This is a genomic window from Corynebacterium sp. HMSC29G08 (genome assembly GCF_001806875.1).
GTDB lineage: Bacteria > Actinomycetota > Actinomycetes > Mycobacteriales > Mycobacteriaceae > Corynebacterium.
In genome coordinates, this window is the sequence record NZ_KV786268.1 from 1 (window position 1) to 21,702 (window position 21,702).

Sequence of the window (21,702 nt, forward strand, 5' to 3'; positions counted from 1 at the left end):
CACCGCCACACATACTCACATGGAATTCACATATGTTCCGAGGGTTCAAGGTTCCACCGGAACGAGCCCTAACCATCCGCACAGCACACGAGCGTCCATGCCCATCCGGACGGGGAGACGGAGCCCATTTGCCTACAACTGTTTGCTCGCAACGAAGCGTCCGTGATCCTAGACCGGCGCGCTGTGAGCTAACCGGGATTGGGGCATCACCCTGCCTGTATGAACCACCGAGACCAACCGGCAGATCAAGGCTACGTTGGTTGCCGTCGAAAAGATTGCGGGCTTACGCTTAAATAAGCCCGACCAGCTGCAGCCTTTTCGGCCCGTGCTGCTCGGCCCACACCTAGACTGCGGTAGCCCCAGAGGCAGCTGCTGCCGTGCGGATATACCTCCACCACAACCCCAAACCCAAACCCACAGGCAACAATGCAAAGGGCGATCTTCATCACCTCCCCGCGAGCCAAGACAGTGCAGAAAACTTCAACGGCGTTCGGGGCCGCGGCAAGCACGCATTCTAAGATATTCCGGTGTGGGAACATTTATCGCGCTGATCGGGCTGCTACTAGCCACCGTTTTCGTTGCTGCGATTGGTGAGCGCACCGGCATCCCCTGGCCAGCGCTTCTGACCATTGTCGTCGTGCCGTTTATTTTCATCCCGGGCATTGACACGGTGTCTATCCCCCCGCACCTGATCTTGCCGATCTTCCTGCCGCCCTTGTTGTGGTCGCTGGCGAGGCGCACAAGCTGGGGGCAGATTGCGTCGCAGCTGAACGTGGTGCTGACCATGAGCGTGATTTTGGTGTTTCTCACCATCGCGGCGCTCACGGCAACGGCGATGTGGATCCTGCCAGGGTTGAGCTTGGCCGCCGCGATGGTGATCGCCGCTGCGATCGCCCCGCCAGACCCGGTGGCTGTGGAAGCGGTCGCAGGACCCGCCGGTATCCCGAAACGCATTACCGGAACGTTGCAGACAGAGGGCTTGTTTAACGACGCCGCCTCCATCGTCACCTTCAACATGGCCATGGCCGCAGTGGTTGCGCACGGCGAAGTGAACTTCACCAAAGGCTTCTTCGAGTTCCTCTACGCCGCTGCGGTTGCTGTGGTGGTGGGTTTGATTGTGGGCAGGTTGGCCGCGTTGTTTGCTAACTCCGTTCCAGATTCGGTGATTCGTACCGCGTTTACCTGGGTGTTGCCGTTTGCCATCTACGCAGGGTGCGAAGCAATCCACGCTTCAGGCGTGATTGCGATTGTGATTGCCGCGGTGGAATTGTCATCACGCTCCACCATGACCGCGGAGGATCGTCTGACCGGTCACTCCTTCTGGGCCACCGTGGAGCTGCTGTTCACCGGTGTTGCCTTCGGCCTGATCGGCATGAGTGTTCGCGACGCTATTGATGACGCAGGTACGTCCATCTGGCCAGCAGTAAAAGTTGGCGTGGTGCTCTCCATCGTTGCGTTTGCAGTGCGCTTGGTTTGGATGTGGGTGCTGTACAAACTCAATCAACGCAAAGGACGCACCCGCATTGCCCCGCTTCGACTACAGGAAGTACTGCTGATGGCGTGGTCCGGCATGCGCGGCTTGGTCACCCTGGCGCTGGTGCTGGCGATTCCGCCCTCAGCCACCGAGTACCACCACGAGCTTTCCGTTATCGCGTTGACAGTATTGACGTGCACGATGGTGGTGCCGGGGTTGATGTTGCCGTGGCTCGTCGGGAGGCTTGACCTGCGAAAAGCGCCCGATGCAGACCGGGTGTACGAGGAGCTGAACCAACGGGCCTACGCCGCGGCGCGCCGGGCAGTGCGTGAGCACGGGCAGGAGTACGCGACGGAGGCTTACGCCATGGTGCAGGACTGGCTGGAATCCATCGCGGACAAACGCCTCCTGGATTCCGAGACCACCGACGAGCGCATGGCCACCTTTGAACGTGCCCGCGAAAGCGCCCGTGAGATGCAGAGAGTTGCGCTCAAAGCCGCAAGTCGTGAGCTGCACAAAGCGCGCAGGGAGCGCCGGTACGACCCGGCAGATGTTGATGCGGTCCAAGCGGATCTGGATCGCGTGATCCTTGGTACGAAGCGAAGCGTGCTGGCGCGCCCCAGCCAGGTCATCAAAATGGAGCGCGAGCAGCGCTAGCCCCAGTTGCGCTTGAACTCGGCGTCCCAATCCACACCGGAATCCGGGATGTCAGTGTTCAGCGGGTCGTAGCCGCCGGGCTGAATGCCGGGCTGAATGTCAGGCTGGTCGCCGGCCTGGTTACTGGCCTGCACACCTTTGATAATGAAGATCGCGCCGCCGATAGCACCGGCGATTGCGATGAACACGGCGGTGGTGCCGCTTAGAAACACAACCGCCGCTGCGCAGAGCACGATCAGCGCGACGCCGATGGCGTAGTCCCTCCCAGAATTCTGCATGGTGGCGAGACTACGCCTTTTCAATCACCGCAGCCAAGCCCTGGCCGCCGCCGATGCACATGGTGATCAGAGCACGCTTGGCGTCCGTACGCTGCATGCGGTGCGCCGCGGTGACCAACATGCGGGCGCCGGTGGCGCCAACCGGGTGGCCAAGGGAGATGCCGGAGCCGACTGGGTTGACACGCGGGTCGTCCTCGGAAATGCCCCAAGCGTCCAGCACGGCCAGTGCTTGGGCGGCGAAGGCTTCGTTGAGCTCAATCAGGTCAATGTCATCAAAGGTCAGGCCCTCGCGGTCGAAGACCTTCTTGGTTGCGGACACGGGGCCGATGCCCATGGTCTCAGGTGCAACGCCTGCGACGGCCCAGCCGCGCAGCACCGCCATCGGGGTCAGGCCCAGCTCCTCTGCCTTCTCGCGGGTGGTCACGATCATGGCTGCCGCGCCGTCGTTCTGGCCGGACGCGTTGCCGGCGGTTACGGTGGCGCTCTCAAGCTTCTTGCCCATTACCGGACGCAACTTGGCCAGGGACTCCACGGTGGTATTAGGGCGGATGTGCTCATCCTTGTCCACAATGATCGGGTCGCCCTTGCGCTGCGGGACGGACACCGGCACGATCTCAGCGTCAAAGTCACCAGCCTCCTGGGCTGCTGCTGCACGACGGTGGGACTCAGCCGCAACCTTGTCTTGGCGCTCACGGGTGATCGTGTACTCCTCGCGCAGGTTCTCTGCGGTTTCGATCATGCCGCCGGCGATCGGGTGGTGCTTACCGCCGGCTTTCTCGCGGCCTTCCTGCAGGCGGTCCGTCAGCTCCATCGAGCCGCCCTTGGCGCCCCAACGGATCCTGCCGTCAACGGTGTACTCAGTGTTCGACATGGATTCGGCACCACCGGCAATGATCAGGTCTGCCGCACCCGAGGCGATGTGCGCAGCCGCGGTGGTGATCGCCTGCAGGCCGGAGCCGCAACGGCGATCCAGCTGCATGCCCGGAACCTCGATGCCCAGCTCAGCGTCCAATGCGACGATGCGGCCCAGTGCGGGTGCAGCGCCGTTGGGGGAGGCCTGGCCAAAGATAATGTCATCAATATTGGCGCCGGAGATACCGGCTTCTTCGATCACTGCCTTGACCACGGTGGAGGCCAACTCCTGGACCGGGACGCCGACGAATGCGCCGCCGTAGCGGCCCACGGCGGTGCGCTTCGGGTTACAAATAACAATGTCAGACATGGTGTTCCTCATTTCTTTGTCCTAATAATGTCGTTGGAAATGGCGGTCGCTGTTTCCTTCAGTGGTGGCAAGAGCGTGTCTTTCAGTTGCTCAACCGAATACGCCGCAACGTGCGCCGAAACGTTGACCGCAGCAACCATCTCACCGTGGGCGTTAGTTATCGGGCAGGCCACCGAGCGAAGACCAAGCTCTAGCTCCTCATCCACGATGCAGTAGCCCTGCTCGGCAGCCTTGTGGATTGCTGCTTGAAGCTCGTCCCTGTTGGTGATGGTGCGCGGCGTGAGGTGTTTCAGCGTCACACCAGCCAAGTACGCATCCAGCTCCCGCTGACTTAAGCCGGACAGCAGCATCCGCCCCATGGACGTGGCGTGCGCCGGGAAGCGCGTGCCTATGGTGATGTTCACGCTCATGATCCGGTTCGCCGCCGCACGCGCCACGTACACCACGTCGGTGCCGTCCAGTACGGAGGTGGAGCACGACTCATTGAGTAGGTGCGACAGCGCTTCTAGGTGCGGCTGGGCGATCGCGGGCAACCCCAGGCTGGAGAGGTAGGAGTAGCCCAGCTCCAGGGTTTTGGGGGTGAGCCAGAACACGGTGCCGTCGGTACGCGCGAAGCCCTCTGCAACCAAGGTGTGCAGGAAGCGGCGGGTGGTTGCCCGCGGGAGGCCAGTGACCTCAGCTACTTGGGCGAGTGTCTGGCGTGGGCGAGTGCCGTCGAAGGCGCGGATAACCGCTAGTCCGCGGCTCAAGCTTTGGACGAGTTGTACGTCACTCTCTTTCATGAATGTGAGCCTACCTCATCAAGTTCACTTTGTGAACCCTTGTGCAACAGGCGAACTGGGGTTAGGATGGCCGCATGATCAACAAGGTGGTTTCTTCAGCGGAGGAAGCGGTCGCTGATATTCAAGACGGTGCATCGATTGCAGTCGGTGGCTTCGGGCTGGTGGGTATCCCCGCCCGGCTTATCGACGCATTACGTGCCCAAGGCGCCCGCGACCTCACAATCATTTCCAACAACCTGGGCACCGACGGCTTCGGTCTCGGCCTCCTCCTGCAGGACAAGCGCATCTCGCGTTCCATTGGTTCCTACCTGGGCACCAACAAGGAATACGCACGCCAGTACCTGGAGGGCGAGCTGACTGTGGAGTTCACCCCGCAGGGCACCCTGGCTGAGCGCATGCGCGCCGGCGGCGCGGGTATCCCGGCGTTCTACACCAAGGCAGGTGTTGGCACACCACTGGCCACCGGCGAAATCCCGACCCGCTACAACCCGGACGGCACCATCGCCGAGTACTCCAAACCGAAGGAGCTGCGCGAGTTTAACGGTGAGCAGTACGTGATGGAGACCGCCCTGACTCCGGACTTCGCATTCGTCCACGCGGCAAAGGCGGACCGTTACGGCAACCTGGTGTTTTCCAAGACTGCGCAGAATTTCAACCCGGATGCAGCCGTGAGCGCCAAGATCACGATCGTGCAGGCAGAAGAAGTAGTAGACGAAATCCCCGCAGCAGAGGTCAACCTGCCCGGCATCTACGTGGACCGTGTGGTCAACGTAGGCCCGCAGGAGACTGGTATTGAGTTCAGGACGGTGAGCGAATAATGGCTTGGTCTAGGCACGAAATGGCAGCGCGCGCTGCACAAGAACTGGAAAACGGCCAGTACGTCAACCTTGGTATTGGTATGCCAACGTTGATCCCGGGATACTTGCCCGAGGACATTGAGGTAGTGCTGCACTCCGAAAACGGCATCCTTGGCGTCGGCCCATACCCGAAGGAAGACGCCGTTGATCCGGAGCTGATCAACGCCGGCAAGGAAACCATCACGGTTGCGCCGGGCGGTTCCTTCTTCAGCTCCTCGGCGTCCTTCGGCATGATCCGCTCCCGCGCAATCGACGTTGCAGTGCTCGGCGCGATGGAAGTGTCCCAGTTTGGTGATCTTGCCAACTGGATGATCCCGGGCAAGATGGTCAAGGGCATGGGCGGCGCCATGGACCTGGTTCACGGTGCAAAGAAGGTCATCCTACTCATGGAGCACGTGAACAAGCATGGCAACTCCAAGGTGCTCAATGAGTGCCGCTTGCCGCTCACTGGCGCAAAGTGCGTCGATGTGATCATTACCAACCTGGCGGTGTTTGCGGTTGATCAGAAGAAGGGCCTAACCCTTGTAGAGGTTGCCCCGGGCGAGACCGTTGAGTCTGTCCGCGAAGCAACCGAAGCACCGTTTGAGGTAGCGGTTTGATACGCCGGTTTTAGTACGCCACCGCGTCCGTCGTGTTGGGGTGATCCGCAAGCGGGGTTACCTTGATCTTCATGTACGGGTACATGGGGAAACCAGACAGGACGCGGTGCAGCTCGTCGTTATCAGCAACGTCATAAATGGAGTAGTTGGCGTACTCGCCAACCACGCGCCAGATGCCCTTCATGGTTCCCTTGCGCTGCAGGTCCCCGGAGTATTGCTTTTCCGCTGCCTGGAAGTCAGCGACCTGCTCAGGGGTCAGGGACTCCGGGAACGTCACGTCCATACGGGCAAGAAACAACATGGTGTTTTCCTTTCGGTTGATTGCTTGAGAACTACTTGTTGGCCAAGGCGCGTGGCAGCTCGCCTCGGGAGCGAATGCCTAGCTTCCTGTATACGCGGGTCAGGTGGTATTCCACCGTCTTTGTAGACAGGTAGAACTCATCCGCAACCTCACGGTTGGTTGCCCCGGCTGCCACCGCCTGCGCGATCTCCTCTTCTTGCGGGGTCAGCCCGGCAAACTGCGGTGATTGCTGGCCCAGGCCACTGGCTCGCCGCTCACGGTTCGCCATGGCTAGGAAGTCGCCAGCCCCCATCGCTGAGAACAGGTCACCAGCCTGTGCAAGCACATCGTCGGCGTGCTTTCGCTTACCGACGCGACGCAGCACCTGCCCCATATTCAACAACAATCGAGCCTCGTAACAGGGCAGTTGCAATGGCCGCAGCATCTCCACGGCGTTATCAAGAACGGTCAGCCCTGCGCTAACATCGCCGCGCTCGATGAGCAGGTGCGCCTTTGGTCCGGCGATGCGTGCACGGGCCGAGGCGATACTGCCGGATGCGCTTCGCTCCTCAGCTACCTCCACAACCTTCTCAGCGGTCTTGGTGTAGCCCGATGCAAGCAGGAGCCTCGCATACGTGTCCTCCCACGGCCAGAACCCTGGCTGTGAAAAATCGATCTTCTCCTGCAGGATCGCTAGCTGTTTGCCGGCACGTACACCAGCGCTGACGTCTCCCAATAACACGGCGGTGTCCATTTGGGCCATGAGGGATGTGATGCGTTGGATCGTCGAAGCGTCGTAAATCAGCCCTGCTCGCTGACTGTAGTTTCGGGCCAGAGCTTGATCTCCCAAGATAGATGCAGCGGCGCAGCCCGTCCACACCAGTGGGCCGGTGAGAAACGTCAACCCGAACTGCTCGACGCGGTTTAAGCCGCGCTCCACCACGCGAAGCGCAGCCAATGGTTCCCCTAACAGCAGGATCGCCCGTGCGAGCCAGACGTCCATCCACAGCGAAATCCGGTGGGAGCCCTCAATGCGGGTGGTGAACTGGAGCCGCTGGCGTGTCTCCGAGGGGTTGTCATGAACTAGGGAAAGCCAGCCCAGCATCATTTCCCGCCGAAATGCCAGGACATGGTGCTCATCGGGTAGTGGCTCAAAGGGGGCGACGCGGCCGCTGAGCGCGCTCTCTGCAAGCTGCGCTTGGTAGTAGCTATCCGCTGCAGGTGCACCACCGTTTTCTCTGCGTGCTCGCGCGTCCCACGCAAGGACGTCATCTAGCTGCCACTCATGCAGATGAAACATGGCGCGTCGGACAGCTACATCGGTTCGTGCCTTCGGATCTGCTTCCGTTGCCCAAGCGCGATGAAGAAGTTGATCGGCGGTGCTTTGCCGGCCCTCATGGATTGCCAGGTACGCACGCATGGAATCGATGCGCGGGTTACTGAGCGAGGACGCCAAGTTTGAGGCATGGAGCTTCGCCTGCCTGATGTCAGAGGCAGAGATAAGCGACTCAACTGCGCGAAGGTTGCTCTGCTGCTCCTCTTCCACAGTCGATGCAATGGACGCCGAAAGGAGGTGGAAGCGCGCTGCGGCCTCCCATTGACCCGCGTTGGCAAGACCAGTAGCACGTTGCAGCAGCGCCTCGCATGCTTCAGACCTCGTGGCTGTTCGCCCCATCGCCCAGTGGAATGTTGCGGCGTCCATGTCACCGCGGTTTTGCCTTGGCTAGTGGATTTGCTTCTCCAGTCCTTCGGCAAAGTCTCGCAGGACCTTGTAACGACCAACGGCGTCGGTGCTCTCTTGCCCTTCGTAGGTGCGGAGGTTGCCGAGCTGCCACTCGGGCGGAGTCGGCTCCCCAGACAGTGCCCATGCAGCCTGTCGCGCCGCACCGAGTGCTACGAACTCTGACGAGGTGGGCACCACAACCGGAACACCGAAGATCGTCGGGGCGATCTTCCGTACTGCCTTGCTTTTCGCACCGCCGCCGATGAGCAGGATGTGCTCGGTGTTCACACCAGTCGCTCGCTGCAGCGCCTCAACCGCGTCGCGCATGGAGCACAGCAGGCCCTCCACCACAGCGCGCGCGATGTCCTCGCGGCTGGTGGTCGTGGTGATGCCGTAGAACTGCCCCTTCGCGTTGGGGCGGTTCGGGGTGCGCTCCCCGTCCAGGTATGGCAAGAGTGTCACACCGTTCGCGCCGGGCGTGCCGGCGAGCGCAAGCTCAGCGAGTTGCTGGTGGTTCACGCCCAGCATGTTCGCGGCGAAGTCGAGTACCTTCGCGCCGTTGAGGGTGCAGGCCAGAGGCAGGTAGTTGCCGGTGGCGTCGCAAAAACCGGTCACTCCCCCACTCGCATCGTGGACGCTCTTGGTAGATACAGCGCTCGCCACACCGGAGGTGCCGATGGAAACGCAGACGTCGCCGGGCTGCAGGTTCATGCCCAAAGCGGCCGCCATGTTGTCGCCGGTGCCTGCGGCGATCTTTGCGCCGTGGGCGGTGGTGCCGACGACCTCGCTGGGCTCGGCTATGCGCGGTAGCGTGAGCGGAGAGCCGAGGTACTGCTCGGCGAGCTCGGGGAGGAAAACCCGATCGCGGGTGGAGTAGTAGCCGGTGCCGGAGGCGTCTCCGTGGTCCGTGGTCAACTGCTCGCAGCCGCCCAAATGCCAGGTGAGGTAGTCGTGCGGCAGACAAACGGACGCGGTGCGCTTGGCGTTGTCCGGCTCGTTATCACGCATCCACCGCAGCTTTGTGCCGGTAAACGAGGCGACGAGCACGCTGCCGAGCTTTTCGGCAGAGGCTTCGGGCCCGCCGAGCTCGTCGATAAGCTCGAGCGCCTGCGGTGCGGAAGAGGTGTCGTTCCACAGCATGGCGTTGCGCACGACCTGGTCGCTGCTGTCTAGCGCGATCATGCCGTGCTGTTGCCCGCCTACGGCTACGGCCTCTGCGCGAGGTAAAAGCTCCGCGGTCATTTCCTGCATCGCGTCCAGCCACGCGGTCGGGTCGACCTGGGTGCCGGTGGGGTGGGCTGCGCGGCGTTGGTCGAGGATTTCGCCGGAGGAGGCGTCGACAAGCAGTGCCTTTGTCGACTGGGTGGAAGAGTCAATTCCAAGTACGAGTGACATGAGTACTCCTAGCTGCTTGCGAGGGCGGTGGGCAGTGCTGGTTGCTGTGTCTCAACGACGTGTAGCCGCGCCCCCGATTGCTCGAGGAGTCGGCTTTGCTCCGCGTTCGTGTGCTGGTCGATGACAATGTCATCAAACGTAGAGAGCCGAGCGACGAAATGCATCCCCTCGACCGCGAACTTCGAGGAATCCGCCACCAGCACCTTGCGCTGGCCGAGCCGGATCAGCTCAGTCTTGGTCACGGCGGCGTCCTCGTCGGGGTGGCACAGCGCATCGCCGTGAATCGCGGTGGTGGAGACGAAAGACATCGAAGCGGTGAGCGTCTCCATCGCCCGGCACGTGGAGACGCCGAGGAAGGAGTCCGTGGCGGGGACGTACCGCCCGCCCAGTGCGGTCAGCACCAGCTCATCCTGAGCCTGTGCGGTGTACGCGACGTGCTGCAGAATTACCAGCGAATGGGTGATCAGGCCTGCGGGCTGTGCCTTGAGCACCGCGTCGATCATCGCCCCGACTGTGGTGGAGTCATCGAGCGCGACGACCATGCCCGGCTCGATGAGCGATGCAGCTTTTGTGGCTAGGGCCTGTTTGACCTCGGTGTTGGTAGCGCGGCGGATCGCTACATCGCGCTCACGGAATTCATGGTCTCTTGCCCGTGCACCGCCGCGGAAAAGCTCGACCTTTCCGGCGTCCCCAAGCGCGCGGAGGTCGCGGTGGACGGTCATTGCGCTTACGCCAAGTCGATCAGCTAACTCGACGGTGCGTAAATCACCGTGTGTGCGCAGCTCATTCAACAGCGCCGCGTGCCTGAGGGTTCTTTGGCTCATTGTGTACTTCCGTGGTGGATCGGGCTCGGGTGTTCCACCCAATTCTAGTGGTGCAGACCGTCTGTGTTGAAGACAATCTAACATCTGCGTGTTATAAATTGTTGTAAATATGTGGGGTAGACCCCTATAAAGGGCGAGTTCCCGGCAAAATATGTCACAGAATGTTGTATATTTTGTGAAGTCGGTGTTGGTTGTTGGTTCAGTCACACCAAGCTCGATTATTGTGACAAGCAACAATCGTTTCTCAACTTCTCGCTGGAGTACACCTTGAACACTCAGCCATCACCTCCAAAGGATTGGGCAGAGCGACTCGGCTTCCCCAAACCGTTGCTCTGGGGCTTTATCGGTCTCACGATCTTCATGATCGGCGACGGTGTTGAAACCAACATCCTCGAACCCTTCCTGTCGGGCGAGCACGGTTTTAACGTCTCGCTCGTCGGCACACTCGTCACCGTCTATGGCGTGAGCGTCGCTATCGCAGCCTTCTCGGCCGCGGCACTGTCCGACCTGTGGGGCCCGCGCAAGGTGATGATCCTCGGCGCGGTGATCTGGGTCGTTCTGGAAATCCTGCTGCTCACCGTGGCACTACCCATGAGCAGCAAGTTCCTCATTTTCACGCTCTACGGGCTGCGCGGGTTGGGCTACCCGCTGTTCGCATACGCCTTCCTCGTCTGGATTACCGCAGTGTCCACGCCCGAGCACCGCGGGGCGGGCACCGGCTGGTTCTATGTCGGGTTCTCCGCAGGCTTGCCTACACTCGGCGCACTCGTAGCCACGATCTCGCTCGGAGTGCTGAACCTCTCCTTCTACCAAACGCTGTGGATCTCGCTGGCGCTCGTCGTCATCGGAGCGGTGATCGCCTTCGTCGGCGTGAAAGAGGCTCGCGGTCGCAAGCCATTGGTGGACAACCCCGAGGACATCAAGGAAACGCTCGGCGAGTCCTTCCGCCTGCTGGCCCACGACAAGCGCGCGGTCTACGTTGCCGCCATGCGCACCATCAACTCCATCCCCACCTACGCGATGGCCGTGTTCTTCCCGGCGTACTTCTCCGAACGCCTGGACTGGCCGCTCGAGTGGTTCCTCATCATGACCACGGTGATCTACCTGGTCAACCTGCCATTCAACCCGCTCTTCGGCATCGTCGGCGACAAGATCGGCTGGTCCAAGACGGTCGTGTGGGCCGGCGCCATTTCCTGCTGCATCGCGCTTGCACTCGTGTACTTCGTCCCAATGCTCTCGGTTGACGCAGGCCTGCCCGATGGTGTCGGCTTCGGCCTCTCACTCGTTGCCGCATGCCTGCTGGGCATCGCGCTGGCAGGGTTCGTGCCGCTTTCCCCCATCGCCGTCTCACTCAACCCGGAGCGCCCGGGCGCAGCCATGGCCGCATACAACCTGGGCATCGGCGGCGCAGTCGCAGCCGGCCCGCTGCTCGTCGCCGTGTTCTACCCGCTGGTCGGCGCCACCGGCCTCATCCTCATCTTCTGCGGACTGTTCCTCATCGCCGCGTGGATGGGCACCCAGCTCAAGGGCACCCAGCCAGGCTTTGACGGAGTACCGCACTCCGATGAAACCGTTGCACCCACAACTACCTCTCTTGCCTAAGGAAGAAATCATGACTCTCCACCTCTCCAACGACAGCCTGCAGCAGATCGCCGAAACCACCGACGTTGCTGTGCCGAGCTACGACCGCTCGGCGCTTACCCCCGGCATTGTCCACTTCGGTGTGGGCGGCTTCCACCGCGCACACCAGGCGCTCTACCTGGACAAGCTTCTCGAGCTCGGGCTGAATGCCGACTGGGGCATCGTCGGCATGGGCGTCATGCCTGGCGACGCCCGCATGCGCGACGCCCTCAAAACCCAGGACTGCCTCTATACCGTCACTGAGAAGGCACCCGATGGTTCCGAGCACTCCCGAGTAGTCGGCTCCATCGTGGACTACGTGTTTGCCCCCGATGACCCGAAGGCAGCCGTCGAGACGCTTGCGGACGAACAGATCAAGATCGTCTCGCTCACCGTCACCGAAGGCGGCTACAACTTCGACCACGTCCGCGGCGAATTTGACCTCAAGAACCCGCACATTGTAGCCGACATCGAGGCGCTTAAGCGTGGTGAACTCGCGTCACTGACCACCTTCTACGGGCTCATCACCGCGGCGATCCTTACCCGCAAGGAGCGCGGCACCCGCCCGTTTACCATCATGTCCTGCGACAACATCCAGGGCAACGGCCATATGGCGCAGCGCATGTTCCACGCGTTCGCAGACGCTGTCTCGCCGGAACTGGCCGCATGGGTTGAGGCCAACGTTGCCTTCCCCAACTCCATGGTTGACCGCATCACTCCGGAGACCACCGACGGAGACCGCGCCGACATTACCGAGAAGTTCAATTACGTCGACGAGTGGCCGGTGGTCTGCGAGGACTTCACCCAGTGGGTCCTAGAGGACAACTTTGTGGCCGGTCGCCCCGACTACGACAAGGTAGGCGTCGAGCTTGTGCAGGACGTGGTGCCGTACGAGCTGATGAAGCTGCGCTTGCTCAACGCCTCCCACCAGGGCCTGTGCTACTTCGGGCACCTCGCCGGCCACGAGCTGGTGCACGACGTGATGGCAGACAAGCGCTTCCGCGACTTCCTGCTCGCCTACATGGAGCGCGAGGGTACCCCGTCGCTGCGGCCACTGCCGGGTGTGGACCTCGACGCCTACCGCCACCAGCTCATCGACCGCTTCGGCAACGCCGCGGTCAAGGACACCGTCGCCCGCCTCTGCGCGGAGTCCTCCGACCGCATCCCGAAGTGGCTGCTCCCTGTCGTGCGCGAAAACCTCGGATCGGGTGCCGCGCCTGTGACGCTCTCCGCCGCAATCGTCGCCTCTTGGGCCCGATATGCAGAAGGTGTGGACGAGCAGGGCAACCCGATCAAGGTGGTCGACCGCATGGCGGATCGCCTGCAGGAAACCGCGCATAGCAACCGCGAGGACATCCTTGCCTTCCTCCGTGACCGCGAGGTCTTCGGCGACCTGGTTGATGACGAGCGCTTCACCGAGCCCTACGCGCGTGTGCTGAAGTCGCTGCACGAGGTTGGCGCGGAGGCGACGCTGGACGCGTTGCTGTCTGAGCTGGGGTAAGTGCCTGCCCTGTGTCTCAGGGCCATTACCTACTCATCCAGGGATCGGATTCGACGTGATTACTCCCATCTACAATTCTGTTCACAAATTCCCGACTCCGCTCGCGACGACTATCCCTTTCCCTACCAGGCCGTCTATCCACCGGTTGTCCGGCGAGATCATCGTGCGCGGCTCTGTGCGGTGGGTGGGGTGCTCCAGACAGGAAGCTGCTCCCAGTTTCGAGGGAAGCCCATGCGCTTCAAATAGTCCACGCAATCTGATTGTGGAAGGCCATCGTCGAGAAGCTTCTTCAGGCTCTTGCTCCAATCCATCTGGGGATGAATCTGAGTTATTAAGTACGAAATGATTGCCAGAGTGGGGTAAATGCGCGCATGGTGTTGAGGACTGAGCTCTGCAAGATCCTTCAAATCGGTTGGGAAAGGTTCAGAAGGTGCAATCTGTTCGACCATGTTGATGTTCCACAGCCGAGAGTGATGAGCACACGTATTTCGCGCAAAAGTCAGAGCTCGCAGCCAAGAACGCAGCGATTCTGCGAGTGGTTTTCCGTCCTCATCTGTGACGCCTAAGCTCCCAGCCACAGTGGAACGATCATCGTGGTTCATTCCTTCGTAAATTCTAGAAAGATCACTGAAATCGATGACTTCAGTGACTACCCAAATAGGAAGTGACATTCCGTACTTGCGTTTAAAATGCTTAACGAAGTCAGCCTTAGACCGGTCCGTTTTTCGGCTTGCTGTTTTTAACCATTCGTAGTGATCTGAACGCATCCAGTAATAGCGTTCGGCCGCTTCACCGCAAAGGTGAGCGTTCGTAAAGGAGTCACGGAACAATGAGGGATCAGTGTGTGACATGCTTCCGCGAGCGCCAAGAGTATGACCGATTGCTGCGCGAAGTGCCACCTCGATACGTTCAACTGCACTGAAGACAAGCATTCGAAGATCTCGGTCGAAGTTGTAGAGCTTCTCGATATCCCGGAGTGAGACGCCTTCCACAAAGGTGCCTTTTCGATGGGAGGCGTTATCTCTGTAGATGTACCAGTAGCCACTCAGTCTGTAGTAGCCCACACGCTGGAGAAGTTCGCGGGCATGATCGTAGTTCTCTATCTCCATCCCTCTGTCGTGGAGATGTTCGATTTGCTCACTGAGCGTGAGAAACTTCTTCTTATAGGGTTCACGAGTGGTACGTCCCGATGCCGGTTGCTGCCTGCGCTTCCCCTTGCGACTTCTAGACCCCATGGTCAGCATCCTTTAGTAGTGCAAATAAAAACACACCCCCTCGCGCGGAGGGGGTGGCCATGTTGCAGACAAGGATACCTAACCTGTACTGAGGAAGTCAAACCTCCTGCAAGTCCGCATAGTCCCCTGTCCTGTCCCCATGCCTACTATTCGCCGCGCCACGCCCGCCGACGCCGAAGCCTACGACCTCCAGAAACACAAAACTCTCCTCGCTGACCCGTCCCACGCCGCCCGGCTCGTCGAGGATGACGGTGCCCTGGTCGGCTACGCGCTGGCCGGCCCCTGCGGCCTCCCTCACCCCGACGTCCTTCCCGAGGACCGCGAACTGAAACCCCTTTACCTCCTTGCTGGTCACCAACAGTCAGGTTTCGGCTCCACTCTCATCGAGCTCGTCCTCGACTGGATCGGTTCGCGTACCGCGTGGTTAGGGGTGTGGTCCCAAAACTTTGGGGCGTAGCGCTTCTATCACCGCTACGGTTTCTCCAAGGCTGGCGAGTACTTCTTCAAGGTCGGCGGCCACCGCGACCACGAGTTCATCTATCGACGCCCCCGCCCCACTCGGTTGAGCCCACGGTGGTGAGGCAATCATTGGGCGTGAGTGCGCTTTTTCACCTGTCCTTTGACGTTTTTGTAAACCGGAAGCTTAATAAGCCAAATTTGTCTCGCGCTGAAGTGGCCCGCGCAATGCCAAATTACGCAGTTGACCGTCTCAGCTAGAACTGCTCCGATACTCCTATGATGACCGATCCTCGAAAAGAAACCTACCCACCCCGTAGCCGCTCGACCGCGTAGTCGAAGACGATGCGCTCCTGCTCGATGCGCAGGCACCCGGAGGATGAGTGGCTGCGCAGGTAGTCCAGGGCGTCGGCCTCCCCAGAAGTAAGTCGCTCCGAGATGAAGCGGCTGGGGTTCGGCTCCTCGACGGCGAGCGCGTCGTGGTCGCGGGCGGTGTCGATATCCATGAGCACGGACCGGACGTGTGGCAGGTACTTGCGCACCGTGTCCAGGATGTAGAAACCGTAGGAGTCCAGGTCACCCCAGTACAGCACCTCTTTCGAAGCAAGCCACGGCAGCTGTTTCGCCAGTACCTGTCCCAGTAGGCCACTGCTGAAGACGGCAACCGTGTCCGGCAGCTCCGGCAGGGCGAGGAAGGTCTGGTGGTTTTCCACGAACAGCACGCGGCGGGCAGGCAGTTCGGTGAGGTCGGAAAGTGGGCAGGACCAGTGCCTCACTCCGCAGAACGTCACGCCCGGGGCTAGGCTCCGCAGCTCCACCAAGACGGGCTTTTCGCGAAAAGCCAGGTCACCAACCACTGCGGTCAGTACCGCGCGGTGGGCCTCCACCCACTTCGAGTCCACGCCGAAGATTGGGAGCTCGCGGACGTGGTAGGCGGACGCGTCGTGGGTGCGCAGCCACTGCACCACGCTGACAAAGCGGGCGGCGGTGGCATCGTCCCATGCCTCCCACGCTGCGAGCTTGGTGGTCAAAGGGGTGCGAACCTGGGTGCCGAGCGAGTCGCAGAACCCGTCGAGAAGCATGTTGATGCGCTGCCACTGCTCCGCGCGCCCGGCCACAAAGGCGGCGGTGGTGGGTCTGTCCAGCACCACGCGCGCCGGGAGCGAGTAGGTGCCGAGGTAGCCGAGCTTTTTGTCCTCCCACTCGGCGGGAATGCGGCTGCGCTTCCATTCTTGGATCCAGGCTTGCACGGCGCGGCCGTCGTCAAGTTCGGCGGCGCGACCTGTCGGCGGCTGGAGGTTGATGGCCAGCGGAGTGAACTCGCCGGTGAGCCAGGCCCGGTGGTTGCGGGCGTAGAATGTCGCTGCGCGGGTGCGCACCTGGTCACAGGTTTTCATCGAGGGCCTCCTCGATGGTTAGCACGCTGGTCTGTGAGTGCTTGCGGTCGGGGCACTCGACTATGAGCACGCCGCCAATGTAGTCCTGCACCGGCTGCAAGAGCTTGTCGGGTGTTGCGAGGATCATGTGGAAGCCGAACTTGCGGAATGCCTCCATCCCTGCGCGGGTGAACTCGGCGTCGGCGAGGTCGAAGGCCTCGTCCAGCACGATCGTGCCGAAGCGGGGGTACATTGCGTCATCAACCTGGACCACCGAGGCCTGCGCCTGCGAGGTGGTGGCACCCATTCCGGTGAGCCGGTAGCGCAGCGCCGCGGCAAGGCAGAACGACGAGAGTTTCTGGGCTTGTCCGCCCGAGAGCCCTTCGGCTGAGTCGTAGACAGCGCCCCGGACACCGTCGGTGCCGTACTCCACGCCGAGGAACTTCACGTGCTGGCGGGTGTCCAGGCGGAGCTTCTGCTCGCGGGCGCTCGTGGTGTCGGAGATGGTCACGGCCTCGATGACCTCGCGGATTGTGTGGAAGCGGCGCTCGCTGTCCTCGAGATCGGCTTCGTTGATCATGCCTTCCAACGTGGCGTCGATAAGCTCGATGAAGTTGCGGGCGATCTGCGGCTGTGCCTCGCGGACCTCGATTTGCAGGTGCGTGCCCGGGTAAAACTCCACCTGGGCGAGTGAAGCGTTGATGGTCTCAATGGACTTGCGGGTGTTAGCGGCGGCCTCGCGGATGAGACGGCGCAGCCTGCCGAAGTGCGTGCGAGTCTGCTCCTGGAGCAGATCTTTGAACTCCTGCTCAACCTTGGGAAGGTTCTCGGTCTCCAGCCGGTCTAACTCTTGCATGAACGCGTGCTGGTAGCCCGCCTCTGCCTGGAGATCGCCCTTGCGGTTTTCCCACCTGTGCAGGTAGCGACGCATCGCGTCGAGCATTTTCGCCTCGAATTCGATGTCGCGGCGGTTGAGCTTCTCCAGCTCCGCGCTGATGGTTGTGCGCAGCTGCTGATGGACGCGGTCGACGTTCCCTTCGGTAATGTCGTCGGCCCGCTCGGCCAGCCTGCCCTGGATCTCCTCCGGCGGATGTCCCTGCTCCAGGCGCGCCTGCGCTTCGGCCAGCATTTGCTCCGCGTGCTCGAGCTTTTGCCGCAGCCCGCCACGCTGTTCAATCAACCCGTTGAGCTGGCCTTGCGCCTCGTGCAGCCGCGTCTCTCGGACGTGGAACTGCTTCTTCAGCTCGGCGATCTCCGCGTTGCCGTCGGTGAGCCGGTCCACCAGCTCTTGCGCCTCGTGAAGCAGGCGGGTGGCGGTGGCGGTGTCGATGGCGCTGAAGTCCGTGGTTTCCTGCAGCCGCTTCACCGTAGAGCTCTGTTCGCGGGCTGTGTCCACGCGGCGCTTCGCGGTATCGCGCGCCTTTCTCGCCTGCGCAAGCTCGTCTCCCACACGCCGCAGCTGCCCTACGAGCGCGTCGATCTTGTCGTCCAGGTTGCCCCACAACACCCACGTGCTCGTGTCGTCGATACGCCGGCGGTCGTCTTTTACGTGGTCCGTTTCGCTGTGTTTGACCTGGCCGCTTAGGGTCACCGCACGCCGAGCGCGGCGGAACTCATCCATGGATTCGCAGCACTGGTGGTCAAAACGGCGGGAGAGCTGCGACTGGACCCAATTGTGGAAGCGCCCCTCGGCCACGTCAATCTTCGTGCCAAGCGAGCCGCGCTGAAAGCGCATCGGTGCCGCGAGCTCGTGCTCCGGTGTGATGCGAGTGTACTGCAGCTTTGCGCCGAGATGCGTGGCGTCGATCGCCGTGGACACCGCCCGGTAGTGCTCCTCGGGCACCAACAACGTGCGGGCGAAACCGCCCATGACGCGCTCGGCCGCGCCCTGCCACGTGCCCTCTCCTTCTGTGACGGAGATCAGGTCGGCCACGAACGGCAGCTCCTTCTCCCGGATCCCGGCCGCGTCCGCGATCTTGGCGCGGGCCCGCAACAGCTTGGCGTCCATGGCGGAGCTGTACTTACGCAGCGTTTTCAGCTCGGTCTCGAAGGCCTGTTTTGCTTCTTCCAGTTTGCCTACCTGCTTGATCGCGGTGGTGGCTTTGGCGTCCTCTGCCTCCTGCTGCGCGTGCAGGTTCTCCAGGTCCTTGCCTAGCTGGTGGGTCAGTCGCGCGAACTCCTCGGCGGTGCCGGGAGGAGTCAGCTGGAGCGTCTGCAGGCGGGTGGTAAAGGCCTCCGCGGCTGCTTCGACCTGCACCAAGCGCTTGCGGCGGGTGTCGCGGGCTATTGCGGCTTTGACCAGGCCGGTGTCCTGTTTGCCGTCGATAAGCTGGCGCAGCTCCTCGCGCTCGCGGGAAAGCGTCTCAACCTCCGCTTCGCCCACGGCGATGGTGCTGCTGAGCGCGACCATGTCGGTGCTGTGCCGCTCGCAGGCGCGCTGGGCAAACTGCGCCTTCCAGCTGAAGACGAAGGGGTCGACCCAGGCCTGTTCCTCGGACACCGCGGCGGTGGCACGCGCGATTTTCTCACGCCCGAGCGCTGCCTCGCGGACGGGGACCAGGTGCTCGATCTGCTCGCGGGCGTTGACCACCGAGGTGTACGCGCCGTGCAGCGCGTTGAAATTCTCGGCGGCCTGTTTGGCCACGGCAAACGTGTCCGGCTCCGGCAGCATGAAGGTGCGCATGAGGTGGTTCAAATCGCCCAGCGTTTTCGCTGACTGCGTGCGGTGGAGCAGCTCGAGCGCGCCGCTATCGGCAATGCCCAGCGCGCGCTGCAGGGCGTGGATGAACTGGGAGTGCTTGCGGCCCACGTACAGCGCGTCCGCGTAGTCCTGCTTCGCCTGCGTGACTAGGAGGTTCTTCACCGCGAGCGCCTCAAACTGCGTCAGCTCTGCCTCCTCCGGCAGCAGCAGATAGAGGTCGGTGATGTCCTGATCCGTGTGCGCGTTCGCGCTTAAGAACATGAGCCGGCAGGCCGTCACCGTCTGGCCGAGTCCGTTGTCGTAGCGAAGCACCACGCCGCTCCAGGTCGCACCGAGGCGCAGGTAGGAGCGGGTCAGCTCGTCCAAGTCCTCGGAGTGCTCGCGACGCCAGGCACCACGGCAGTAGGTGATCATCGTGCGGCCCGAGCGCTTCTGGTTGTCCGCGGCCGCGTTGAAGGAGCGTTTACTCGGTGGGACGAGAAGCGCGGAGATGGCGTCGATAAGCGTGGACTTGCCCGAGCCCGAAGAGCCCGTGATCAGGTAGCCCTCACGCGCGATGTCGATGCTGTGCAGACCGTTGAAGGTGCCCCAGTTGTACACCTGGATGCGCGAAAGACGGAATTGGCCGGGGATGGGTGTCATGGTTGCTCCTTGGTCAGGGTGCGGAAGGATTCGGTGACGGCGGCGATTTCCTCGCCGCTGAAGACGATGCGCAGCACGGGAGAGACCTCGAAGCGGCCCTCAGTAGGGGTGTCGATGACTATTGAGCTCCGCTTCATCTTGTTCCAGGACGCGTTGAATTGCTTCCGCGGATTCGTCTTATCTGTCGTCGCCTGCCCCTGGTACGGCACGGTGGCCTCGAAGACTTCGTCCTCGTTAACGATCGTGCGCTCGTTCGGACTGGTGGAGACGAGCTCGCGCCGCAGGTGCAGAATGACCACCGTATCCATAAAGGTCAGCGGCAATTTCCGCAGCATCGTGCGCTTGTCCGGCACCTCCACGTCCCACGTCTTGGTGTAGGCCACGCCGGCGTCGTCGTCCACGATCAGCGTGAGAAACAGGTTGTCCAGCTGCTGCGCCAGTACCTCGCGCGAGGCCGACACCGTTTGAAACACCTCGCGCGTCTTCATGCTGGACACGTACGGTCCGCGGATCAGCTCGGCGAGCGCGCGCCGCTGCGGTCCGGTGAGCGTGCCCGTGTCGCCGTCGTAAAGCATGGTGTCCATTTATGCTCCAATCTTCGAGTCAAATTCGTATCGTTCGTACCGCGCGCGCCACCGCGTGCCGTCGGCCCGCTGCCAGTGCAGCCACTCCGTGCCGTCGCGTCGTTTACCGTGCGTGCGCGCGAGCTTGATCAGCCCCACCACGCTCGCCAGTCCCTGGGTCGCCGGGTGTGCGCCGAGCACATCGCTTATCGACGCCACACCCTCCCGCCCCACTACCTCATCCACAGCCCCACGCAACTCCGCCCAGTCGATCTCGTTCTCCCGGATACGCCTGCGCATCGCCTCCATGTCGATCGTGCCCTGCTCGTTGATCTCCATGCCCCGCTCGACCTTGTACTCCATCGGGTCGTGCAGCTTCCAGCTGGACAGCGACGTCGGCTGCATCGTGGTTAACTCCAGCTCAACACCGACCGACGACTGCGTGCCGATGTCCTCCTGCGCAAGCTGCAACGCCAACTGCTGCGCGGCATTAATGGACTTGATCAGCGCCTGCTGGGACTCGGCCTCGCGGGATTGCACGAAGCGCCGCAGCGAGCGCGAAAGCGTGGTCATCGAGTCGTGCACCTGGCCCGAGGACACATCCAGCGTGTCCACGAACTGGCCGAGCTCAGCGCGCTCCAGCGGCGAGAGCTTATGCACAAACTCGCGCGATAAGACGGTGTCCACCGTCGCGTCTAGCTGCTTCGACTGCTCCGGATCCAAGAACACCTCGTAGAATCCGCTGAACGCCTTGCCTGCCTCCGACTGCGTGATCAGGTCCACGCCCCGGAACACGTTGTCCAGCACGTCGCCCGCGTGCAGCGTCTCCTCCACAATGGACTCGCGTAAGTGCCGGTCCACCTCCTCGATCTCTTCGCGCACGCGCGAAAAGTCCGTGGGCAGGTCGCTGACTAGCGAGAGGATCTCGCGCGCCTTCTCGACCGCCTCTTCGTCCGAGATGGTGGCCACGCCGCCCACGCGAATCTGGTCGATCTTGCGCTGGATCGCGTCACGCTGCGCCTCCAACCTGCGGATCGCGTTGGTCTCGTCCTCATCCGTCTCGGCGGCCAGGTCCTCGAGGCCGGTGATCAGGGTGCTCAACCGCGATTTGGTCACCGAGCGCTGCGGGTTTGTCAGCTGCTGCACGTAGTCCAGCGCCTGGTGCGCATCCGTAGACAGCTCGTAGAACTCCTCGCGCGCGCTCTGGGGACTGCGGCGGATCAGGTAGCCTGCTTTGACCCAGTCGTTGATGTACGCGACCGCCGACTTCGGCAGCTCCAGCTCCGTCTGCTCGCGGATATCGGTGAGCAGCGCCTCTACCGACAGCGCGAGATCCGACCCCGCTACCTGCCGGTTATCCGCCTGGAAAACGGAGCTGAATATTGCCAGGATCGCTGGCGCGTTCGTGGCGCGCAGTAGAGCCCAGGCCGGGGTGTGATCCGCCAGTCTGAGCATCATCAGCGTGTCCGCAATGGCAGTTGTTCGGTTCATAGTTTTGAAGCTAGCAACGCCGTCGG

The 21,702-nt window shown here is 62.0% G+C and carries 18 protein-coding genes; 6 read left to right on the forward strand and 12 right to left on the reverse strand.

Annotated features, from left to right (window positions below; genetic code table 11):
- Positions 1 to 529 precede the first annotated feature (529 nt).
- Positions 530 to 2,131, forward strand: a complete 1,602-nt coding sequence (locus HMPREF3101_RS09430; RefSeq protein ID WP_070464818.1) for a cation:proton antiporter — start codon at positions 530 to 532, stop codon at positions 2,129 to 2,131.
- Here HMPREF3101_RS09430 and HMPREF3101_RS09435 read toward each other — a convergent pair.
- The 3 genes from HMPREF3101_RS09435 to HMPREF3101_RS09445 are packed head-to-tail and all read right to left on the reverse strand — an operon-like array spanning position 2,128 to position 4,413.
- Positions 2,128 to 2,409, reverse strand: coding sequence for a hypothetical protein (locus tag HMPREF3101_RS09435; RefSeq protein ID WP_070464821.1), 282 nt, complete (start codon positions 2,407 to 2,409; stop codon positions 2,128 to 2,130). The two genes, HMPREF3101_RS09430 and HMPREF3101_RS09435, sit on opposite strands and share 4 nt — an antisense overlap.
- Before the next feature lie 10 nt (positions 2,410 to 2,419).
- Positions 2,420 to 3,631, reverse strand: coding sequence for an acetyl-CoA C-acetyltransferase (locus HMPREF3101_RS09440; protein WP_246816723.1), 1,212 nt, complete (start codon positions 3,629 to 3,631; stop codon positions 2,420 to 2,422).
- An 8-nt stretch (positions 3,632 to 3,639) separates the two neighbouring features.
- Positions 3,640 to 4,413, reverse strand: coding sequence for an IclR family transcriptional regulator domain-containing protein (locus HMPREF3101_RS09445; RefSeq protein ID WP_070464828.1), 774 nt, complete (start codon positions 4,411 to 4,413; stop codon positions 3,640 to 3,642).
- A gap of 74 nt (positions 4,414 to 4,487) precedes the next feature.
- Between HMPREF3101_RS09445 and HMPREF3101_RS09450 the strand changes: the two genes are divergently transcribed.
- Both HMPREF3101_RS09450 and HMPREF3101_RS09455 read left to right on the forward strand, forming a co-directional pair.
- On the forward strand, positions 4,488 to 5,231 hold the full coding sequence (locus HMPREF3101_RS09450; protein ID WP_070464830.1) for a CoA transferase subunit A: 744 nt from the start codon (positions 4,488 to 4,490) through the stop codon (positions 5,229 to 5,231).
- Positions 5,231 to 5,869: a 3-oxoacid CoA-transferase subunit B gene (locus HMPREF3101_RS09455; protein ID WP_070464833.1), complete on the forward strand. Its 639-nt coding sequence runs from the start codon at positions 5,231 to 5,233 to the stop codon at positions 5,867 to 5,869. Before HMPREF3101_RS09450 ends, HMPREF3101_RS09455 begins: the two co-directional genes overlap by 1 nt.
- Positions 5,870 to 5,879: 10 nt before the next feature.
- On the opposite strand, the gene catC is transcribed toward HMPREF3101_RS09455, so the two are convergent.
- From catC to HMPREF3101_RS09475, 4 genes are read right to left on the reverse strand one after another with little or no spacing between them, the layout of a single operon-like run.
- On the reverse strand, positions 5,880 to 6,170 hold the full coding sequence (catC, locus tag HMPREF3101_RS09460) for a muconolactone Delta-isomerase (RefSeq protein WP_070464836.1): 291 nt from the start codon (positions 6,168 to 6,170) through the stop codon (positions 5,880 to 5,882).
- Between the two features lie 31 nt (positions 6,171 to 6,201).
- Complete coding sequence (locus HMPREF3101_RS09465) at positions 6,202 to 7,851, reverse strand: helix-turn-helix transcriptional regulator (protein ID WP_070464838.1); 1,650 nt, start codon at positions 7,849 to 7,851, stop codon at positions 6,202 to 6,204.
- Between the two features lie 21 nt (positions 7,852 to 7,872).
- Positions 7,873 to 9,267: a xylulokinase gene (gene xylB / locus HMPREF3101_RS09470; protein ID WP_070464841.1), complete on the reverse strand. Its 1,395-nt coding sequence runs from the start codon at positions 9,265 to 9,267 to the stop codon at positions 7,873 to 7,875.
- An 8-nt stretch (positions 9,268 to 9,275) separates the two neighbouring features.
- Entirely contained in the window at positions 9,276 to 10,091 is an 816-nt protein-coding gene (locus HMPREF3101_RS09475) for a DeoR/GlpR family DNA-binding transcription regulator (RefSeq protein WP_070464844.1), read from the reverse strand.
- Between the two features lie 267 nt (positions 10,092 to 10,358).
- Between HMPREF3101_RS09475 and HMPREF3101_RS09480 the strand changes: the two genes are divergently transcribed.
- On the forward strand, positions 10,359 to 11,693 hold the full coding sequence (locus HMPREF3101_RS09480; protein ID WP_070464847.1) for an RbtT/DalT/CsbX family MFS transporter: 1,335 nt from the start codon (positions 10,359 to 10,361) through the stop codon (positions 11,691 to 11,693).
- A 10-nt stretch (positions 11,694 to 11,703) separates the two neighbouring features.
- Positions 11,704 to 13,212, forward strand: coding sequence for a mannitol dehydrogenase family protein (locus HMPREF3101_RS09485; RefSeq protein ID WP_070464850.1), 1,509 nt, complete (start codon positions 11,704 to 11,706; stop codon positions 13,210 to 13,212).
- A gap of 158 nt (positions 13,213 to 13,370) precedes the next feature.
- Here HMPREF3101_RS09485 and HMPREF3101_RS09490 read toward each other — a convergent pair whose 3' ends face one another.
- Positions 13,371 to 14,447: an Abi family protein gene (locus tag HMPREF3101_RS09490; RefSeq protein WP_246816724.1), complete on the reverse strand. Its 1,077-nt coding sequence runs from the start codon at positions 14,445 to 14,447 to the stop codon at positions 13,371 to 13,373.
- 139 nt (positions 14,448 to 14,586) lie between these two features.
- Here HMPREF3101_RS09490 and HMPREF3101_RS12580 point away from each other — a divergent pair, with 139 nt between their 5' ends.
- Positions 14,587 to 14,904, forward strand: coding sequence for a GNAT family N-acetyltransferase (locus HMPREF3101_RS12580; protein WP_371327077.1), 318 nt, complete (start codon positions 14,587 to 14,589; stop codon positions 14,902 to 14,904).
- Positions 14,905 to 15,208: 304 nt separating this feature from the next.
- Here the strand turns inward: HMPREF3101_RS12580 and HMPREF3101_RS09500 are convergent, their stop codons facing one another.
- From HMPREF3101_RS09500 to HMPREF3101_RS09515, 4 genes are read right to left on the reverse strand one after another with little or no spacing between them, the layout of a single operon-like run.
- Entirely contained in the window at positions 15,209 to 16,300 is a 1,092-nt protein-coding gene (locus HMPREF3101_RS09500; protein WP_070464857.1) for a Wadjet anti-phage system protein JetD domain-containing protein, read from the reverse strand.
- Positions 16,287 to 19,622: an ATP-binding protein gene (locus HMPREF3101_RS09505; protein WP_070464860.1), complete on the reverse strand. Its 3,336-nt coding sequence runs from the start codon at positions 19,620 to 19,622 to the stop codon at positions 16,287 to 16,289. The genes HMPREF3101_RS09500 and HMPREF3101_RS09505 overlap by 14 nt, the downstream gene beginning before the upstream one ends.
- Complete coding sequence (locus HMPREF3101_RS09510) at positions 19,619 to 20,206, reverse strand: DUF4194 domain-containing protein (protein ID WP_070464863.1); 588 nt, start codon at positions 20,204 to 20,206, stop codon at positions 19,619 to 19,621. The genes HMPREF3101_RS09505 and HMPREF3101_RS09510 overlap by 4 nt, the downstream gene beginning before the upstream one ends.
- Positions 20,207 to 21,676 carry a DUF3375 domain-containing protein gene (locus HMPREF3101_RS09515; RefSeq protein ID WP_083280199.1) on the reverse strand — a complete coding sequence of 490 codons (1,470 nt, stop codon included), beginning with the start codon at positions 21,674 to 21,676 and terminating at the stop codon, positions 20,207 to 20,209.
- Positions 21,677 to 21,702: the final 26 nt, after the last annotated feature.

What these genes read in the sequence shown, in the direction of transcription:
- HMPREF3101_RS09465 (WP_070464838.1), bottom strand. Translation starts at nt 7,851, where the DNA reads ATGGACGCCGCAACATTCCACTGGGCGATGGGGCGAACAGCCACGAGG.
- HMPREF3101_RS09510 (WP_070464863.1), bottom strand. Translation starts at nt 20,206, where the DNA reads ATGGACACCATGCTTTACGACGGCGACACGGGCACGCTCACCGGACCG.
- HMPREF3101_RS09485 (WP_070464850.1), top strand. Translation starts at nt 11,704, where the DNA reads ATGACTCTCCACCTCTCCAACGACAGCCTGCAGCAGATCGCCGAAACC.
- HMPREF3101_RS09490 (WP_246816724.1), bottom strand. Translation starts at nt 14,447, where the DNA reads ATGGGGTCTAGAAGTCGCAAGGGGAAGCGCAGGCAGCAACCGGCATCG.
- HMPREF3101_RS09450 (WP_070464830.1), top strand. Translation starts at nt 4,488, where the DNA reads ATGATCAACAAGGTGGTTTCTTCAGCGGAGGAAGCGGTCGCTGATATT.
- HMPREF3101_RS09515 (WP_083280199.1), bottom strand. Translation starts at nt 21,676, where the DNA reads ATGAACCGAACAACTGCCATTGCGGACACGCTGATGATGCTCAGACTG.
- HMPREF3101_RS09445 (WP_070464828.1), bottom strand. Translation starts at nt 4,413, where the DNA reads ATGAAAGAGAGTGACGTACAACTCGTCCAAAGCTTGAGCCGCGGACTA.
- catC (WP_070464836.1), bottom strand. Translation starts at nt 6,170, where the DNA reads ATGTTGTTTCTTGCCCGTATGGACGTGACGTTCCCGGAGTCCCTGACC.
- HMPREF3101_RS09500 (WP_070464857.1), bottom strand. Translation starts at nt 16,300, where the DNA reads ATGAAAACCTGTGACCAGGTGCGCACCCGCGCAGCGACATTCTACGCC.
- HMPREF3101_RS09505 (WP_070464860.1), bottom strand. Translation starts at nt 19,622, where the DNA reads ATGACACCCATCCCCGGCCAATTCCGTCTTTCGCGCATCCAGGTGTAC.
- HMPREF3101_RS09435 (WP_070464821.1), bottom strand. Translation starts at nt 2,409, where the DNA reads ATGCAGAATTCTGGGAGGGACTACGCCATCGGCGTCGCGCTGATCGTG.
- HMPREF3101_RS09440 (WP_246816723.1), bottom strand. Translation starts at nt 3,631, where the DNA reads ATGTCTGACATTGTTATTTGTAACCCGAAGCGCACCGCCGTGGGCCGC.
- HMPREF3101_RS09475 (WP_070464844.1), bottom strand. Translation starts at nt 10,091, where the DNA reads ATGAGCCAAAGAACCCTCAGGCACGCGGCGCTGTTGAATGAGCTGCGC.
- HMPREF3101_RS12580 (WP_371327077.1), top strand. Translation starts at nt 14,587, where the DNA reads ATGCCTACTATTCGCCGCGCCACGCCCGCCGACGCCGAAGCCTACGAC.
- xylB (WP_070464841.1), bottom strand. Translation starts at nt 9,267, where the DNA reads ATGTCACTCGTACTTGGAATTGACTCTTCCACCCAGTCGACAAAGGCA.
- HMPREF3101_RS09455 (WP_070464833.1), top strand. Translation starts at nt 5,231, where the DNA reads ATGGCTTGGTCTAGGCACGAAATGGCAGCGCGCGCTGCACAAGAACTG.